Origin of the sequence: Kocuria oceani (genome assembly GCF_029524215.1) — a bacterium.
In the GTDB taxonomy this organism is placed as follows: domain Bacteria; phylum Actinomycetota; class Actinomycetes; order Actinomycetales; family Micrococcaceae; genus Kocuria; species Kocuria oceani.
The window spans coordinates 96264-114008 of the sequence record NZ_JARAMH010000002.1; the positions used below are offsets into that span (position 1 = coordinate 96264).

Consider the following 17745-nt stretch of genomic DNA (forward strand, 5'->3'; position numbering starts at 1 on the left):
GGCGGCGGTGACCGCCCGGTGGGAACCGGTCAGCGGGCCCCGTCAGCGGGGGCCGAGGCCCAGCGGCCGGCCGGCCAGCCCGAGCGGCCGGGAGCCCAGCACGTCGGCCACCGAGCGCAGCGCCGCCGCCGCAGGGGAGTCCGGGGCCGACCACACCACCGGCCGGCCCGCGTCCCCGCCCTCCCGGAGGGCGACGTCAAGGGGCACGGCCCCGAGCAGCGGCACCTCGTAGCCGAGCCGGCGGGTCAGCGACTCCGCGATCCGGGCGCCGCCACCGGCCCCGAAGAGCTCGAGCACGCTGCCGTCCGGCATGGGCATGCCGGCCATGTTCTCGACCACCCCGGCCACCGTCTGCCCGGTCTGCACGGCCAGCGCCCCGGAGCGCTCGGCGACCTCGACCGCGGCCTGCTGGGGGGTGGAGACGACCAGCACCTCGGCGGTGGGCAGCAGCTGCGCCACGGAGATCGCGACGTCCCCGGTGCCCGGCGGCAGGTCGAGGAAGAGGTGGTCCAGGTCCCCGAAGTGCACGTCCGTGAGGAACTGCTCGACCGCCCGGTGCAGCATCGGCCCGCGCCAGGCGACCGGCTGGTCCGGGTCCACGAACATCCCGATCGAGATGACCTTGAGCACCCCGGCGCGGCCGGTGTCCTGCCGGGCCGCCTCGGGGACCTCCACCACCGGGGGCAGGATCATGTCCCCCACCTGGGTGGGGGACCGGTCGATGCCCAGCAGGCCCGGGACGGAGAAGCCGTGGACGTCCGCGTCCACGATCCCCACGGACCGGCCCCGGGCGGCCAGCGCGGCGGCGAGGTTCACGGTGACGGTCGACTTGCCGACCCCGCCCTTGCCGCTGGTCACGGCGTGCACCCGGGTCAGGGAGGACGGGTCGTTGAAGGGCACGGTCCGGGTGTGGCCCACCCGCTCCTTGAGCGCGGAGCGCTGCTCGGACGTCATCACCCCGACCTCCACGGTCACGGAGCGCACCCCCGCCACGGTCGAGACGGCCTCCCGGACGTCCTGCTCGATGGTCGAGCGCAGGGGGCAGCCGCTGATCGTCAGCAGCACGTGCACCGCGGCGCGGCCGGCGTCGTCGAGGGCGGCGGAGCGGATCATCCCGAGCTCGGTCACGGGCCGGCGCAGCTCCGGGTCGAGCACGCGGTCCAGCGCCGCACGGAGTGCGGGGTGCAGGGCCTCGGGGGCCAGGACGTCGTCGGCACGGGGATCAGACACGCGGGATTCCTCTGGTCTCGGGGGCGGCGGGGCGGTCGAGGCCCCTGCTCCGGCGGCGGGGGCTCTTCCGCAGGTGGGCGGACTGCTCGTCGGCGTCCGGCGCCTCCTCCTGCGCCTCGAGGAGGTCCTCGAGCACCGAGCGCAGCTCGGAGCGCACGAAGTCGCGGGTGGCGACCTCGCGCAGCGCGATCCGCAGCGACGCGATCTCCCGGGTCAGGTACTCGGTGTCGGCGAGGTTCTGCTGCGCGCGGCGCCGGTCCTCCTCCTGGGTCACCCGGTCCCGGTCGTCCTGCCGGTTCTGCGCCAGCAGCAGCAGCGGGGCGGCGTAGGAGGCCTGCAGGGAGAGCATCAGCGTCAGCAGGGTGAAGTTCAGCGCCCGGGAGTCGAACTGCAGCTCCAGCGGGGCGAGGGTGTTCCAGCCCAGCCACACCGTCACCAGCACGGTCATCCAGAACAGGAACTGGGGCGTGCCCATGAAGCGGGCGAAGCCCTCCGTCCACTTGCCGAACGCGTCCGGGTTCGGCCGGAACCGGTCCAGCAGCCCGGGGCGGTGCTCCCGGGGCTGGTCCAGGGCGTTGACGCGGGCGCGCCGGGCCTCCCGCTCACTCATATCGCTTGCCCACCTTCCGGATCGGGGTGCCGTCGTCGGCGGTGCGCCAGTCCTCGGGCAGCAGGGCGTCGAGGACGTCGTCGATCGTGATCGCCCCGACCACCCGGTCGTGGTCGTTGACCACGGGGATGATGGTCAGGTCGTAGGTCGCCAGCTCGCGGGCGACGTCCTGCAGCGAGGCGAGGTCGGAGACCGGCTCGAGCGAGCGGTCGATGAGGTTGCCCACGGCCTCGGGCGGCGGGTAGCGCAGCAGCTTCTGGGTGTGCACCATGCCGAGGTACTTGCCGGTGGGCGTCTCCAGCGGCGGCCGGGAGACGATCACGGCCGCCGCGACCGCGGGGCTGAGCTCCTCCTGCCGGATGTGCGCGAGGGCCTCGGCGACCGTGGCCTCCGGCGGCAGGATGATCGGCACGGGGGTCATCAGCGAGCCGGCCGTGCCCTCCTCGTACTCCAGCAGGCGCCGGACGTCCTCGGCGTCCTCGGGCTGCATGAGGGCGAGCAGCTCCTCGGCCTGGGCGTCGGGCAGCTCGTTGAGCAGGTCGGCGGCGTCGTCGGGCTCCATCTCCTCGAGCACCGTGGCCGCGCGGTCCCGCGCCATGTTGGTGAGGATGTAGACCTGGTCCTCCTCCGGGAGCTCCTCGAGGACGTCGGCGAGCCGGTCGTCCTGCAGCTCGTGCGCGATCTCGAGCTTGCGCTTGGCCGACATGTCGTGGATCTCGTCGGCGAGGTCGGCGGGCTGCTGCTCCTCGTGGGTGGCGACCCACTGGGTGGCCGGCTGGTGGCCCGCGGCGGAGGGGTCCCCGGCGTCCTCCCAGTCGATGATCAGCGTCTCGTTGCGCCGGCGCATCAGGCCGCCGCCGGTGCCGGTGCGCCGGACGAAGAGCTGGGTGATCAGCCAGTCGCCGGTGTTGCGCTTGCGCTCCATGGCCATGTCCTCGATGGTGGCCTCACCGGAGCCGTCGCGCAGCACCACGGTGCGGTCGAAGACCTCGCCGATGGCCAGGGTCTCCGCGCCGCGCTGCTCGAAGCGGCGCAGGTTGACGAGCCCGGTGCTGATGATCTTCTCCGCGTCGATGCTGGTCACCCGGGTCATGGGCACGAACACGCGCTTCTTGCCGAGGACCTCCACCACGAGCCCCACCACGAGCGGGCGGCGGGAGGAGCGCCCGTACCGGGAGCTCCCGCGCATCAGCACGACGACGTCGCGCAACCGCCCCAGACGGTCCCCCAGGGGGTCGAACACGTCGAGGCCGATCAGGCGCGCGATGAAGATCTTGTCGATGTTGCTGCTCACCGTACAAGACTACCCATCGGCCCGAGGCGCCCGGTCCGGCCGGGGGAGGACCCGGAAGGAGCCGGGCATGGGGGAGAATGGGGCCATGAGCACGCCACGGTCCCTGCCCCCCGCCAGCCCCGCCGTCCGCGGCCTGCCCCGCGGGGAGGTGATCGGCCGCTACGGCACCTACGCCGACGCCCAGAAGGCCGTGGACCACCTCGCGGACGAGCAGTTCGAGGTGGACCGGATCGCGATCGTCGGCAACGACCTGAAGTCCGTGGAGCAGGTCACCGGCCGGCTGAGCTATCCGAAGGTCGCCGGCCAGGGCGCGCTCAACGGCATGGTCTTCGGCGCCTTCCTCGGGATGATCCTCTCCCTGCTCGGCGGCGGCGAGTGGGTGTCTTCCCTGCTGGTGTCGGTGCTGCTCGGCGGGGCGTTCTGGATGCTGCTGGCCACGGTGACCTACGCGATGCAGCGCGGCAAGCGGGACTTCACCTCCACCAACCAGATCGTCGCCACCTCCTACGACGTCGTGGCCGCCCCGGAGGTGGCCCAGCGCGCCCGGCAGGTGCTGCAGGGGCTGCGCGGGCTGCAGAGCCTGCCGCTCGGCGGGTCCTCCCGGCCCAATCCCGCGCAGGCCCCCGCGCACGGCCAGGGCCCCGTGCACGACCAGGGGCCTGCACACGGCCAGCAGCCGCCGGGACCAGGGGCCCCGTGGCAGCGCCCGGCCTACGGCGCCCCGACCGGTCAGGGGACCGGGCCCCAGACCCCCGGGCAGCGGGGCCCCGGGCAACAGGGCCCCGCGGGGCCTGCCCCCGGGCAGCGGCCCGAGGAGCCGGTGCCCGGGCGCTCCGCCGGGTTCGAGGACCTCCCCGACGGGCGGCCGCAGTACGGCATCCGTCTCCCGGCCGGGGAGCCGGCCCGCCGCGACGCCGGGCCGGCCGAGCACCGTGCCGCCCCGGAGAAGGGCCCCGAGGACGGCCCGGGTGAGCCGTCCGCCGGCGGGAGCACCTCGGCCGACGCCTCCCGCTGACGGGCGGGACGGCCCGCCCGTCAGGCGCGGCCTCCTGCGGGGCGGGCCCGTCCTCCCGCCGGTGGGCGGCGGCTCAGCTCGGGTCGACGCCCTCCCGGGCGTGCCACAGGCCCGTCATCCAGGCCTCCACCTCGTCCGGGGTGCGCGGCAGCCCCGAGGAGAGGTTGACGTTGCCGTCCTCGGTGATCAGGACGTCGTCCTCGATCCGCACGCCGATGCCCCGGTACTCCTCCGGCACGGCGAGGTCCTCGGCCTTGAAGTAGAGGCCGGGCTCGATCGTGAAGACCATCCCCGGCTCGATCACCCCGTCCACGTACAGCTCCCGCTTGGCCTGCGCGCAGTCGTGCACGTCCAGGCCCAGGTGGTGGCTGGTGCCGTGGGGCATCCAGCGCCGGTGGTGCTGGCCCTCCGCGGACAGCGAGACCTCCGCGGACACGGGGAGCAGCCCCCAGCTCTCCAGCCGGCGGGCGAGCACCTCCATGGCCGCGGCGTGCACGTCGCGGAAGCGGTTGCCGGGCACCGCCGCGTCGAAGGCGGCGTCGGCGGCGTCGAGGACCGCCTGGTAGATCCGTCGCTGGACGTCGGTGTAGCGTCCGTTCACCGGCAGGGTGCGGGTGATGTCGGCGGTGTAGAGCGAATCGGCCTCCACGCCCGCGTCCACCAGGATGAGCTCCCCGGGGATCACCCGGCCGGTGTTGCGGATCCAGTGCAGGACGGTGGCGTTGTTGCCGCACGCCGCGATGGTGTCGTAGCCGAGGTCGTTGCCCTCCGTGCGGGCCCGGGCGAAGAACGCGCCCTCGACCATGCGCTCGCCGCGGTGGCGGTGGCCGGCGGCGGCGGGGAGCACATGCACGATGTCGGTGAAGCCGGCGATCGTCGCGTGCACGGCCTCGCGCAGCTGCTCGACCTCGTGCTCGTCCTTGACCAGTCGCAGCTCGGAGAGCGCCTCGGTGAGCTCGCCGTCGAGGGCGTCCGAGCTCTCCAGCTCCACCCCGGTGTTGATCCGCGAGGTGTCGACCAGGGCGTCGACGTTGAGGTCGACCTCGCGCACCAGCCGGATCCGCACCCCGCCCAGGGCCGCCGGCCCCGCGTTCTTGGTGATGGCGTCCTCGAGCCCGCCCAGGTCCCGGGTGCGCAGCCCGTAGGCGGTGCCCAGCTCCTCCAGGGTGGGGCGGGGCCCCACCCAGAACTCGCCGTTCTTGGCGTCCGCGTAGAACTCCTTGGAGTCGCGGCCGGCCATGGGGTGGAAGTACAGGGTGGCCTCGTGCCCGCCGCCGTCGTCGCCGCGGCCCTCCTCCACGGGCTCGAGCACCAGGACGGCGTCCGGCTCGTGGTCCACGCCCAGGCCCGTGAGGTGGGCGAATGCGGAGTGCGGGCGGAAGCGGTAGTCCGTGTCGTTGGAGCGGACCTTCAGCGGCCCGGCGGGCAGCACGAGCCGCTCGCCCGGGAACCGCTCGGAGATCCGCCGGCGGCGCCGGGCCGCGAAGTCGGCCACCGGCTCCCGCCGGGTCCCGGCCGGCTCCGGGTCGGCCCACTGGGAGGCCATGAACTGCTGGAAGGCGGGGGAGTCCGGCCGCTGCGACCGGTTCTCGACCCGGTCGGAGAGCGGCTGGTCGGCGTGCTGGGGTGTGCTGCTGTGCTCTGTCATGGTTCCTTTCCTCGTCTCGTCAGTCTCATCGTGCCACGGCGGGCCGCGGGCCGTCCCCGCCGGGACCGGTATCGTGGAGGAGGTGAAGATCGACCTGCACACCCACTCGGCGGAATCCGACGGCACGGAGCGCCCGGCGGACGTCGCCCGCGCCGCCCACGCGGCGGGGCTGGACGTGTTCGCGCTGACCGACCACGACACCACGTCCGGGTGGCAGGAGGCCGGTGACGCGGCGGTGGCCCTCGGGGTCGCGTTCGTGCCCGGCATGGAGATCTCCTGCACCACGGGCACCGGGATCTCCGTGCACCTGCTGAGCTATCTGCACGATCCCGCGGATCCGGCGCTGCTCGCCGAGGTCGAGTCCTCCCGCGGCTCCCGGCGCACCCGCGCCCAGCGCATGGTCGAGCTGCTCTCCGAGGACTACCCCATCGACTGGGACGTGGTCCTGGACCACGTCCACGAGGACGCCACGGTGGGCCGCCCGCACATCGCCGACGCCCTGGTCACCGCCGGGGTCGTGGAGGACCGCAGCGCAGCCTTCGCCTCGGTGCTGCACAGCCGCTCCCGCTACTACGTCCCGCACTACGCCCCGGACCCGGTGCGGGCCGTGCGCCTGGTGCGCGCCGCCGGCGGGGTCCCGGTGTTCGCGCACCCGCTGGCGGCCGCCCGGGGCCGGGTGGTCGGCCCCGAGGTCTTCGAGGCCATGATCGACGCCGGCCTGGCCGGGCTGGAGGTCGCCCACCGGGACAACCCCGACGACGCCCGGGCGCGCCTGGTGCAGATGGCCTCCGAGCACGACCTGCTGGTGACGGGCTCGAGCGACTACCACGGCACCGGCAAGCCCAACCGCCTCGGGGAGAACCTGACGTCGGTGCAGTCGCTCGTGCGGATCGAGGAGCAGGCCACCTCCGGCGTGGTGGTCCGGTACCCCTGAGCCGGCCGGCTCAGCTGCGCACGGCCGCGTGCGGCAGGCGCTCGCGCATGACCTCGACCGCCTCCGGGTTGCGGTCCACGCACACGAACCGCCGGTCCAGCTGATGGGCGGCGGCCCCGAGGGTCCCGGAGCCGGCGAAGAAGTCCAGCACCCAGTCCCCGCGGGCGGAGCTGGCCGCGACCATCCGCCGCACCAGGCCCACGGGCTTCTGGGTGGGGTAGCCGGTCTTCTCCCGCCCGGTGGGGGAGACGATGGTGTGCCACCACACGTCCGTGGGCAGCTTCCCCCGCTCCACCTTCTCGGGGGTCACCAGCCCCGGGGCCATGTAGGGCTCCCGGTCCACCTCGGTGCTGTCGAACAGGTAGCGCTCCGGGTCCTTGACGTAGACCAGGACGTTGTCGTGCTTGGCCGGCCACCGGCGGCGGGAGCGCCCGCCGTAGTCGTAGGCCCAGATGATCTCGTTGAGGAAGCACTCCCGGCCGAAGATCGCGTCCAGCATGACCTTGGCGTAGTGCACCTCCCGGTAGTCCAGGTGCAGGTACAGCGTCCCGTCGTCGGCCAGCACCCGCCACGCCTCCCGCAGCCGCGGCTCCAGGAAGCCCCAGTAGTCGGCGAACGCGTCGTCGTAGCTGCGCAGCGCGCCCAGCACCGTCGTGTACGAGCGACCGGCGAAGCCGGTCCGGTCGCCCTCCCCGTCCGCCGCGGGGGTCATGCTGGCGGCGCGCCGGCGCTGGGTGCGGCCCGTGTTGAAGGGCGGGTCCACGTAGATCATGCGGAAGGCCCCGCCGGGCAGCCGCCGCAGGAGATCCAGGTTCTCCGCGGCGACCACCGCGTCGGGGCCCTCGGCGTCGAAGACGAAGGGGATCACTCGGCGGCGGTGCCGCTCTGCGCCCGCTGGGCCTCGCCGCCGCCCTGGCCGCCGCGGCGGCGCCGGCGCCGGCGGGTGGTGCCGTCGGAGGTGCGCTCCACCGAGGTCTCCCGGGCGGTCTCCCGGGCCTCCGCGCGCCGCTCGCCCGTTGCCGGGGCCGCCTCCCGGCGGCTCCGGCGCTCGCCGCGGTCCTCGCCGCGGTCCTCCCGGCGGTCCTGGCCCCGGCGGGACCCGCCGCCGGAGCGGGTCGCGTCGCGGTCGCGGGTCGCGTCGCGGTCGCGGGAGCGCCCGCCCCGGCCCTCGCCGCGCGGGCCGGACTTGCGCCCGCCCGGCTCGCCGAGGTCCTCGAGCACCTCGGCCTCCAGCCCGGCGTGGGTGCGCTTGGAGCGGGGCAGCCGGCCCTTGGTGCCCTTCGGGATGCCCAGGTCCTCGTACAGGTGCTCCGAGGAGGAGTAGGTCTCCCGCGGCTCGGGGATGCCCAGCTCGAGGGCCTTGTCGATGAGCCGCCAGCGGGGCACGTCGTCCCAGTCCACGAACGTGACGGCGGTGCCCTTGTTGCCGGCGCGCCCGGTGCGCCCCGTGCGGTGCAGGTAGGTCTTCTCGTCCTCGGGGCACTGGAAGTTGATGACGTGGGTGACGTCCTCGACGTCGATGCCGCGGGCGGCGACGTCGGTGGCCACGAGCACGTCGACCTTGTTGTTGCGGAAGGCCCGCAGGGCCTGCTCGCGCGCCCCCTGCCCGAGGTCGCCGTGCAGCGGTGCGGCGGCGAAGCCGCGGGAGATCAGCTCGTCCGCCAGCTTGGCGGCGGCGCGCTTGGTCTTCGTGAAGACGATCGTGCGCCCGCGGCCCTCGGCCTGCAGGATCCGGGCCACGACCTCGTCCTTGTCGAGCTGGTGGGCCCGGTAGACGACCTGCCGGATGTCCTTCTTGGTGGCGCCCTCGTCCGGAGCGGCGGCCCGGATGTGCATGGGCTTGGTCATGTAGCGCCGGGCCATGGCCACCACGGGACCGGGCATCGTCGCGGAGAAAAGCATGGTCTGGCGGACCTCGGGCACCGCCGCGAGCAGCTTCTCGACGTCGGGCAGGAAGCCCAGGTCCAGCATCTCGTCGGCCTCGTCGAGGACCACGGCACGCACCGCGGAGAGGTCGAGGTGGCGCTGCCGGTTGAGGTCGATGAGCCGGCCCGGGGTGCCCACGACCACCTCGACGCCGCGCTGCAGCTCCTCGATCTGGGGCTCGTAGGCCCGGCCGCCGTAGATCGTGGCGACCCGGGCGTCCCGGGTCCGCGCGGCGGTCGAGAGGTCCTGCCCGACCTGGACGGCCAGCTCGCGCGTGGGCACCACGATGAGGGCCTGCGGGGCGCCCGGCTTCTTCAGCTGCTCCCAGCCGGCGTCGCCGCGGCCCACCACGCGCTGCACCACGGGGATGCCGAAGCCCAGGGTCTTGCCGGTGCCGGTCTTCGCCTGGCCGATGATGTCCTGCCCGGACAGGGCCACCGGCAGGGTCATGGCCTGGATGGGGAAGGGGTGGACGATGCCCTCGGCAGCGAGGGAGTCCACGATGTCCTGGCGCACCCCGAACTCGCCGAAGCCCTGCGGCAGCGGCTGGGGGTGCTCGTCGGTCTCCACGACGACGTCGGGGGTGCCGGCCGGCGCCGCCCCGCCGGCCGCGAGGTCCTCGGGGACGGTGTCGGTGATGTGGTCGGTGCTGCGGTCGGTGGTGTCTTCGGTCACGATGCGGGTTCCTTCGTTCGGGCACGCCCGCGCCAGGGGCGCGGACCGGGGTCCGGCCTGGGGCCGCCGTGGTGGCTGCCGCCGGGGGCGTGCGGTGGGTGGAAGCCGATCGCGAGCGTGCGCCGCCCCGACCGGGCGCGCCACGGGATCGTGGGGCCCGGCTCCGGTCCCGTGCGCGGCCGCCGTGCGGGGCCTGGTCGCCGGGAACGGGGGCGAGAAGGTGTCTGTCGTTCGTGGGATCGCGGGTACGACCGGTCATCCAGTGCGCTTAACAGTGTAGCCCGGCGACCGCGCACACTCCGTGCGGTCGCCGGGCCGGGGTCCGCCGTGCTCGGCGGGCGGGCGCTCAGTCGTCCTTGGTGAAGGGCATGAACCCCACGGGCCGCTTCTGCTCGGCGCCGACGGCGGCGTAGCCGATGACGTTCGCGGGGACGACGGTCACGTTGCCCTTGGCGTCCGTGAGGGTCAGCGGGGTCCCGGAGGAGATGGCCGCGGTGATCTGCTCGACGGCTTCCTGCGCCTCGAGCGCGGAGTCGACGACGATCTCCCTCGCGACGTGCTGAACACCGATCTTGATCTCCATGGGTCCTCCTCGAAAGCGGGGCTGCGGGTGCGTCCCGGTCAGTCTAGGGGGGGGCTACTCCCAGTCCTCGTCGAGCACCGAGATTCCGCCCCAAGCTAAACGGAAGATCTGCCGCTGGGCCTCGGCCCGCCCGCCGGTGCCCGGGTTGCGGATCCAGTGCACCGCCGCGGTCTGCGCCATGCCGGTCAGGGACCGGGAGACGAGCACCGCGTGCGGGTGGCTGAGCCCCGCGTTGGGCCCGAGCACCGTGGCGATCGCGTCGGCCACCGTCAAGTGGAAGTTCTCGAACCGCTCGGCGACCTCGGGATCCGCGAGCAGGTCCGACTCGAAGATCAGCCGGTGGGCCTCCGGGTTGGCCTCCACGAACCCGAAGTAGACGTCCAGCATGGACTCCACCCGCTCGCGGTTGACCTCGCTGCCCCGCAGCGCGGCGACGAGGGCCTCAGAGAGCTCCTGGAGGTAGTAGTCGACGAGCGCCAGGTAGAGCTCGCGCTTGCCGGGGAAGTGCTGGTACAGCACCGGCTTGCTCACCTGGGCGGCGTCCGCGATGTCGTCCATCGACGACCCGTGGTAGCCGTTGGAGGAGAACACGGTCAGTGCCGTCTCCAGCAGCTGCCGGCGGCGCGCCTCCCGCGGCAGGCGCGCGGGGCGGCCTCTCCTGGTCTCAGTCATGAACCGTTCCTCCTCAACCGGCCGGCGGAGCCGGCCGCACGAAATGCTGCCCTACCCTGCCGCCTTCGGACGGTGGTCGATCTCCGCGGCCGGAGCGGGGGCCGGGGACGCGGTCCGCTCGGCCGGGGCGGCGGGGACCTCGATGCCGTACAGGGCCTCCAGGCCGGTGATGTACTCGTCCTGCCGGCCCTGCGCGGCGAGCTCCCGGGCGCGCACGGTCGGGGTGTGCAGCAGGGAGCGGACCATGCGGCGCATCGCCAGCTCGATCTGCTCCTTCGCGGCCGTGCAGCCGTGGTGGGACGTGACCTTCTCGAGCTCGGCGTCCAGCACGGCCATGGTGTGCCGGCGCAGCGCGACGATCGCGGCGTCCATGTCCCGTCCGTCCTGGCTCGCGGCGAACTCCTGGGCGGCTTGCTCCACGATCCCGGTCGCGGCCTCGACCGACTCCCGGGTCTCCTCGGGGGCGGCCAGGCGCACCGACTCGAGGGTGATCAGGTCCACGCCCGGCAGGTCCGCCACGGCCGGGTCGAAGTCGCGGGTGAGCGCCAGGTCGACGACGGTGCGCGGTCCGGCGGGGAGCGCGGAGGCGCCCATGGGGGAGGAGCCGCCGCTGCAGCCGATCACCACGTCGGCGCGCTCCAGGGCGGCGGGCAGCCCCGCGGGCTCCACCGGGGTCCCGCCGCGGTTCTGCGTGAACTGCTCGGCGCGGCCGGACCCGGAGAACACCTCGATGTCGGCGCAGCCGCGGTCGCGCAGGGCGGCCATGGTCGCCCCGGCATAGGCGCCGGTGCCGAACACGAGGGCCCGGCGCGAGGCCCAGGTGCCGGCCGTGACGTCGTCGGCGAGGTCCAGGGCCACGGAGACGATCGACCGGCCCCGCTCACCCAGCGCGGTCTGCGTGCCGATCTTCCGCGCCGTGCGCGCGGCCGCCTCGAACAGGCGCAGGAGCCGGCCCGAGACGGTCCCCGCCTGCTGGGCGTCGTTGAGCGCCCGCCGGACCTGCCCGGTGATCTCGCGCTCGCCCACGACGGCGGACTCCAGTCCCGAGACGACCGTGAAGAGGTGGCGCGCGGCGCCCGAGTCGGTGAAGACCCGCAGCGAACCGGTGACGAACTCCGGATCCAGCCCGGAGCGGTAGCCGATCTGTTCGGCGAGCTCGGAGAGGACCTCGTCCAGTGCGGCCCGCGGGGAGGCGCCCGGCGCGGGCTCGAGCTCGCCGTAGAGCTCGAGCCGGTTGCACGTGGACAGGGTGACGGCCCCCTGGAGCCGGCCGGAGCCGACCATCTCCTCGGACAGGCCGAGGGCACCGGTGCTGAGACGCGCAACGGTGTTCAGATCGACGTTCTGGTGGGAGGCGACGAGTGCGAAGAGGACCACAGTCCATTCATACTAGACGGTCACCGCGATTGCGTGCCCCGGTGACGCGTGAGAGGCCGCTCACCCCCGGCGGTGACGCTGCGTCGGCAAACGACGTCGGTGTTCCTTGGCACAATGGAGGCACTATGCCTACCACCCCTGAGACGGCGAGCACGCCGGACACGTCGACCGCAGCCGTTCCCGGGCATCCCACGGGCGGCACCCACCCCTCGGCGGCGTTCGACCGCCTGACCGGATCGCTCGGGGCGCTGCCGGAGCGCCACCCGCTGCGCGCCGCCGGGACGATGGACGCGCCGCTGCTGCAGGCTCTCACCGGCCGCACGCCCGACCGCCGCCCGGTGTGGTTCATGCGGCAGGCCGGCCGCTCGCTGCCGGAGTACCGCAGCCTGCGCCAGGGCACCGCGATGCTCGACGCGTGCCTCGACCCGGCGATGGCCGCCGAGATCACGCTCCAGCCGGTGCGCCGCCACGACGTGGACGCCGCCATCTTCTTCTCCGACATCGTCGTGCCCATGCGCGTGGCCGGCGTGGACGTCGAGATCGTCCCCGGTCGCGGTCCCGTCCTGGAGCACCCCGTCCGCACCGCCGCGGACGTCGCCGCGCTCCCGGAGCTGGCGGACGCCGCCCTGGACCCCGTCCGGGAGGCCGTCGCCCGCACCGTCGCGGAGCTCGGCGCCACCCCGCTGATCGGCTTCGCCGGCGCCCCCTTCACCGTGGCCGCCTACATGGTGGAGGGCGGGCCCTCGCGGGACCACCTCCTGCCGCGCACGATGATGCACGCCGACCCCGCCGCGTGGCGGGCGCTGGCCGAGTGGGCCGCCCGGACCTCCGGGGCGTTCCTTCGCGCCCAGGTCGAGGCGGGCGCCTCGGCCGTGCAGCTGTTCGACTCCTGGGCGGGCTCCCTCTCGCTGCCCGACTACCGGGCGCACGTGCTGGAGCACTCGACGGCCGCGCTCGGGGCCGTGGCCGACCTCGCCGTGCCCCGCGTCCACTTCGGGACCGGCACCGGCGAGCTGCTCCCGGCCATGCGCGACGCCGGGGCGGACGCCGTCGGCGTCGACTACCGGCTGCCCCTCGAGGAGGCCAACCGCCGGCTCGGCGGCCGCACGGTGCTCCAGGGCAACATCGACCCCGCCCTGCTCGCGGCCCCGTGGCCGGTGCTCACCGAGCACGTGCGCGAGGTCCTGCGCGGCGGGGACCGGGCGCCCGGCCACGTCGTGAACCTCGGCCACGGCGTCCCGCCCGGGACGGATCCCCAGGTGCTGACCGATCTCGTGGGCTTCGTCCACGACCAGCCGGTGGAGCGGGCCCCGCGCGAGGGCACACCGTGAGCCCCCGCCCCGCCGGACGGACGGCACCGCCCCGCTCCGCCCTCGTGGTCGGCGGGGGCGTCTCCGGTCTGGTGGCCGCCCACGACCTCGCCGCGCGGGGGCTGCGCGTCACGCTGGTCGAGGCCGAGGACCACCTGGGCGGCGCCGTCGGCGCCCACCAGGTCGCCGGTCTCGTCATGGACTCCGGCGCGGAGTCCTTCGCGACGCGCTCCCGGGCGGTGCCGGACCTCCTGGAGGAGCTCGGGCTGGGCGACCGCGTGGTGCAGCCCCGCCGGGGCGGCTCCTGGCTGTTCCTGCCCGAGGGTGCCGTCCCGGCGCCCGACTCCGGGATCCTCGGCATTCCCGCTGATCCGACCGCCCCGCGGCTGCGGGCGGCCCTGGGCCGCGCGGGCATGGTCCGGGCCGGCCTCGACCGCCGGCTGCCCGCCTTCGTCGGCACGACCGAGCGCTCCCTGGGCGGTCTCGTCCGGGCGCGGATGGGGGACCGGGTGCTGGAGCGTCTCGTCGCCCCGTTCACCACGGGCGTGCACTCCGCCCACCCCGACGATCTCGACGTCGACGCGGTGGCGCCCGGCCTGCGCCGGGCCCTGCGCGAGCACGGCTCCCTCGGCGCCGCGGCGGGGGCCCTGCGCCGCGCCGCGCCCGCGGGGGCGAACGTGGCCGGGCTGCGCGGCGGGATGAACGCCCTGTCCGAGACGCTCGTGCGCGAGCTCGAGCGCGCGGGCGTGAAGCTGGTCACCGACTACGACGTCATCGCCCTGGACCGCGACCCCCGGCGCGAGGGCTGGATGGTCATCCAGCGCCAGCCCCGCCGCGGCGAGAAGACCGCTGTGGCCCGCGGCGAGCTGCTGGTCGTGGCCACGGACGGCGCCACCGCCGTCCGGCTCCTGGCCGGACACCGCCACGAGCTCCAGCGGTTCACCCCGGAACCGGGTCCCCAGGTGGCCCTCGCCACCCTCGTGGTGGACGAGCCGCGCCTGGACGGCGCGCCCCGGGGCACGGGCCTGCTCGTCAGCGAGGACGCCCGCGCGGTGCGCGCCAAGGCCCTGACCCACGCCAGTGCCAAGTGGGACTGGCTGCGGGAGGCCGCCGGCCCGGGCCGGCACGTGCTGCGCCTGTCCTACGGCCGCGCCCAGCCCGACGCCTCCGCGGTGCCCCCCGAGGTCGCCCTGCCCGACGAGCAGCTGATCCGGCTGGCGCTCTCCGACGCCTCGACCCTGATGGGGGTGCCCCTGCGCCCGGCGCAGCTGGTCGGCGCGGACATCGTGCGGTGGCGCTCGGCGCTGCCCCGCGCGGGGGTCGGCCACGCCCGCCGCGTGACGGAGTTCCGCCGGGCGCTGGCGCAGCTGCCCGACGCCGTCGCCGTCGGCGGCTGGCTGGCCGGCACGGGACTCGCCTCCGTCGTCGCCGACACCCGCTCCCAGGTCCGCGCGCTCCTCGCCGAGGCCGGCGTCCCGGAGGCCGCCGCGCCGCCCGGGTCCGGACCCGCCCGGACCGACACCGACCCCACCCGACGAAAGGACTGATCCTTGAGCCACGACACCAGGCCGCAGTCGCACGACGGCCGACCCGCCGCCGAGCCCGAACAGGCGCAGGACGGGGGTGCGGAGCAGCTCCACTGGGCCGTCTGGACCGTGTTCGCCCGGCCCGCGGGGCCCTCCGGCGGAGCCTCCGCCGGTTCCGACGGGGCCGCCGCGGAGTTCGACGGCGTCGTCGAGCAGCTGTCCGCCGAGGGCGTGACGCTGCGCGGGGTCTACGACGTCTCCGGCATGCGCGAGGACGCCGACGTCCTGACCTGGCTGCACGGCGAGGACCCCCAGGCGCTGCAGGCGGCGGTCCGCCGGCTGCGCCGCACGGGCCTGCTCGCGGGCACCGCCCAGGTCTGGAACGCGATGGGCGTCCACCGGGACGCCGAGTTCACCCGCAACCACTCCCCGTCCTTCGCCCGGGGAGTCCCGGCCGAGCAGTGGGTGTGCGTCTACCCGTTCGTGCGCTCCTACGAGTGGTACTACATGAACCCCCAGCGCCGCGGCGAGATGCTGCGCAACCACGGCATGGCCGCCCGGGACTACCCCCAGGTGCTGGCCAACACCATCGCCTGCTTCGGGCTCAACGACTTCGAGTGGCTGCTGGCCCTGGAGGCGCCCGAGCTCGTGGACCTCGTGGACGTGATGCGGGCCTTCCGCAACACGGAGGCCCGGCTGCACGTGCGCGAGGAGACGCCCTTCTACACCGGTCGCCGGATCGGCACCGAGGAGATCGCGGAGGTGCTGCGATGACCGCCGAGAACGACCTCTCCCGCGCCCGGGCCCACCCGCCCGAGGACTACGACGCCGTCATCCTCTCCTCCTTCGGGGGCCCCGAGGGCCAGGACGACGTCCTGCCCTTCCTGCGCAACGTCACGAAGGGCCGCGGCATCCCCGACGAGCGGCTCGAGGAGGTCGCCACCCACTACCGGGCCAACGGCGGCGTGAGCCCCATCAACGCCCAGAACCGCGCGCTGCGCTCCGCCCTCGAGGCGGAGCTGCTGGGCCGGGGGATGCACGTGCCCGTGCTCTGGGCCAACCGCAACTGGGCTCCCTACGTGGCCGACGTGGTGCGGGAGTGCCACGCCCGGGGCATGCACCGGCTGCTGGTGCTGGCCACGAGCGCGTACTCCAGCTACTCCGGGTGCCGGCAGTACCGCGAGGACTACGGCGTCGCGCTCGAAGAGCTCGGCCTGCGGGACGAGATGCACATCGACAAGGTGCACCAGTACTACGACTCCGAGGGGTTCGTGCAGCCCTTCGTCGAAGGCCTCCGGGACGGCCTCGCACAGGTCCGGGAGCGGCTGGGCGCCGAGGGCGGACGGATCGCGATCCTGTTTTGCACCCACTCCATCCCGACCACCGACGCCGAGGCGTCCGGGCCGGCGCGGATGGACTTCGAGGAGAACTCCGCCTACGTGGCGCAGCACCTCGCCGTCGCCCGCACCGTGCTCGAGCGCGTGGGGCCGGAGGAGCTGGGCGACCACACCTGGGACCTCGTCTACCAGTCCCGCTCCGGGCCCCCGCAGGTGCCGTGGCTCGAGCCGGACGTCAACGACGCCCTCGAGGAGGTCGCCGGGCGCGGGGTCGCCGGTGCGGTGCTGGTGCCGCTGGGCTTCGTCTCCGACCACATGGAGGTCAAGTGGGACCTCGACACGGAGGCCCTCGAGACCTGTGAGCGGCTGGGCCTGCCGGCCGTCCGCACCCCCACCGCCGGCACGCACCCGGCCTTCGTGTCCGGGCTGGCCGACCTCGTCGAGCAACGGGTCGCCGGCCGCGCCGCGCCGCCGCGGGTCTCCGCGTGCGCCCAGGGCACGTGGTTCGACGACTGCGCCCCGGACTGCTGCGTCAAGGTGCTGCGGGGCGCCGCCGGCCCGCGCCCGACCATCGCCCAGCGTCCCGAGGGCGACCCGATCCCCGTCGATCTCGACGAGTCCGGGGAGGTGCGGTACGCGTGACGGCCGAGACCGCCGCGGACCGGCCCGTCCTCCGGGTCGGGACCCGCGGCTCCCAGCTGGCCCTGACCCAGACCGCCACGGCCGCGCGCGCCGTGGCGGCCGCGGGCGGACTCGAGCCGGAGCTCGTCACGATCCGCACGGAGGGTGACGTCCTGACCGGCCCGCTCTCCCAGATGGGCGGCACCGGGGTCTTCGCCACGGCGCTGCGCGCGGCGCTGCTGGCCGGCTCGGTGGACCTGGCCGTGCACTCGCTCAAGGACCTGCCCACCACCCCCGTGCCCGGTCTCGAGGTGGCCGCGGTGCCGGAGCGGGAGGACCCCCGCGACGCCCTGTGCGCCCGCGACGGGCTCACCCTGGCGCAGCTGCCGGCCGGGGCGAAGGTCGGCACGGGCTCGCCGCGGCGGGCGGCGCAGGTGCGCGCCGCCCGCCCGGACCTGGAGATCGTGGACATCCGCGGCAACGTCGGCACCCGCCTGGCGCGTGTGGCCCCCGGCGACCTCGACGCGGTGGTCCTCGCCGCCTCGGGGCTGCACCGGCTGGGCCGGCAGGACGCGATCACCGAGCTGATCGACCCGTCCGTGATGCTCCCGGCACCGGGCCAGGGCGCCCTGGCCCTGGAGTGCCGGACCGAGGACGCCGCCGGGGACGCTCCCCTCGCCACCGCCCTGGCCGCGGTGGACCACCTGGAGACGCGGCTCGCCGTGACCGCCGAGCGGGCGCTGCTGACCCGTCTCGAGGCCGGGTGCGCCGCCCCCGTCGGCACCTACGGGAGGACCCGGGGCGACGAGCTGGTGCTCGACGTGGTCGTGGCCGACCCGGACGGCAGCCAGGTGATGCGCCGCGGCGGCAGCACGGCGGAGCGCACCGTCGACGCCGCCCGGGACCTCGGCACCCGGCTGGCCGACGAGCTGCTCGCCGACGGCGCCGGCCGGCTGGCCCGGTTGACGCTCTGAGACCCGTGCCGCG

Annotated in this window: 16 protein-coding genes; 7 read left to right on the forward strand and 9 right to left on the reverse strand. The window is 74.8% G+C overall.

Annotated elements, in window-relative coordinates; all coding sequences use genetic code 11:
• Positions 1-42: 42 nt before the first annotated feature.
• Genes PU704_RS02415 through PU704_RS02425 form a run of 3 tightly spaced genes read right to left on the reverse strand, consistent with a single transcriptional unit; the run spans position 43 to position 3134 of the window.
• Positions 43-1230 carry an Mrp/NBP35 family ATP-binding protein gene (locus PU704_RS02415; RefSeq protein ID WP_277549989.1) on the reverse strand — a complete coding sequence of 396 codons (1188 nt, stop codon included), beginning with the start codon at positions 1228-1230 and terminating at the stop codon, positions 43-45.
• Entirely contained in the window at positions 1223-1840 is a 618-nt protein-coding gene (locus PU704_RS02420; RefSeq protein WP_277549990.1) for a DUF1003 domain-containing protein, read from the reverse strand. The genes PU704_RS02415 and PU704_RS02420 overlap by 8 nt, the downstream gene beginning before the upstream one ends.
• Positions 1833-3134, reverse strand: coding sequence for a magnesium transporter MgtE N-terminal domain-containing protein (locus tag PU704_RS02425; protein WP_047803709.1), 1302 nt, complete (start codon positions 3132-3134; stop codon positions 1833-1835). Before PU704_RS02425 ends, PU704_RS02420 begins: the two co-directional genes overlap by 8 nt.
• A gap of 85 nt (positions 3135-3219) precedes the next feature.
• Here PU704_RS02425 and PU704_RS02430 point away from each other — a divergent pair, with 85 nt between their 5' ends.
• Positions 3220-4149: a general stress protein gene (locus PU704_RS02430; protein ID WP_277549991.1), complete on the forward strand. Its 930-nt coding sequence runs from the start codon at positions 3220-3222 to the stop codon at positions 4147-4149.
• A gap of 73 nt (positions 4150-4222) precedes the next feature.
• On the opposite strand, the gene PU704_RS02435 is transcribed toward PU704_RS02430, so the two are convergent.
• Complete coding sequence (locus PU704_RS02435) at positions 4223-5797, reverse strand: aminopeptidase P family protein (protein WP_277549992.1); 1575 nt, start codon at positions 5795-5797, stop codon at positions 4223-4225.
• An 82-nt stretch (positions 5798-5879) separates the two neighbouring features.
• Here PU704_RS02435 and PU704_RS02440 point away from each other — a divergent pair, with 82 nt between their 5' ends.
• On the forward strand, positions 5880-6731 hold the full coding sequence (locus tag PU704_RS02440) for a PHP domain-containing protein (RefSeq protein ID WP_277549993.1): 852 nt from the start codon (positions 5880-5882) through the stop codon (positions 6729-6731).
• 10 nt (positions 6732-6741) lie between these two features.
• On the opposite strand, the gene PU704_RS02445 is transcribed toward PU704_RS02440, so the two are convergent.
• The 5 genes from PU704_RS02445 to PU704_RS02465 form a co-directional block, all read right to left on the reverse strand.
• On the reverse strand, positions 6742-7599 hold the full coding sequence (locus PU704_RS02445) for a DNA-methyltransferase (protein WP_277549994.1): 858 nt from the start codon (positions 7597-7599) through the stop codon (positions 6742-6744).
• A complete protein-coding gene (locus tag PU704_RS02450; protein WP_380113924.1) occupies positions 7596-9335 on the reverse strand; it encodes a DEAD/DEAH box helicase in 1740 nt (579 codons plus the stop codon). The genes PU704_RS02445 and PU704_RS02450 overlap by 4 nt, the downstream gene beginning before the upstream one ends.
• Before the next feature lie 343 nt (positions 9336-9678).
• Positions 9679-9915, reverse strand: coding sequence for a DUF3107 domain-containing protein (locus PU704_RS02455; RefSeq protein WP_047803470.1), 237 nt, complete (start codon positions 9913-9915; stop codon positions 9679-9681).
• Positions 9916-9969: 54 nt separating this feature from the next.
• Entirely contained in the window at positions 9970-10587 is a 618-nt protein-coding gene (locus tag PU704_RS02460; RefSeq protein ID WP_047803469.1) for a TetR/AcrR family transcriptional regulator, read from the reverse strand.
• Positions 10588-10638: 51 nt separating this feature from the next.
• On the reverse strand, positions 10639-11964 hold the full coding sequence (locus PU704_RS02465; RefSeq protein ID WP_277549995.1) for a glutamyl-tRNA reductase: 1326 nt from the start codon (positions 11962-11964) through the stop codon (positions 10639-10641).
• Positions 11965-12089: 125 nt separating this feature from the next.
• On the opposite strand from PU704_RS02465, the gene hemE reads away from it, so the two are divergent.
• Genes hemE through hemC form a run of 5 tightly spaced genes read left to right on the forward strand, consistent with a single transcriptional unit; the run spans position 12090 to position 17732 of the window.
• Complete coding sequence (gene hemE, locus PU704_RS02470; protein WP_277549996.1) at positions 12090-13295, forward strand: uroporphyrinogen decarboxylase; 1206 nt, start codon at positions 12090-12092, stop codon at positions 13293-13295.
• On the forward strand, positions 13292-14821 hold the full coding sequence (hemG, locus tag PU704_RS02475) for a protoporphyrinogen oxidase (protein ID WP_277549997.1): 1530 nt from the start codon (positions 13292-13294) through the stop codon (positions 14819-14821). Before hemE ends, hemG begins: the two co-directional genes overlap by 4 nt.
• 3 nt (positions 14822-14824) lie before the next feature.
• Positions 14825-15574, forward strand: a complete 750-nt coding sequence (hemQ, locus tag PU704_RS02480; protein WP_277549998.1) for a hydrogen peroxide-dependent heme synthase — start codon at positions 14825-14827, stop codon at positions 15572-15574.
• Entirely contained in the window at positions 15571-16779 is a 1209-nt protein-coding gene (locus tag PU704_RS02485; RefSeq protein WP_277549999.1) for a ferrochelatase, read from the forward strand. Before hemQ ends, PU704_RS02485 begins: the two co-directional genes overlap by 4 nt.
• Positions 16776-17732, forward strand: a complete 957-nt coding sequence (gene hemC, locus PU704_RS02490) for a hydroxymethylbilane synthase (RefSeq protein ID WP_277550001.1) — start codon at positions 16776-16778, stop codon at positions 17730-17732. Before PU704_RS02485 ends, hemC begins: the two co-directional genes overlap by 4 nt.
• Positions 17733-17745: the final 13 nt, after the last annotated feature.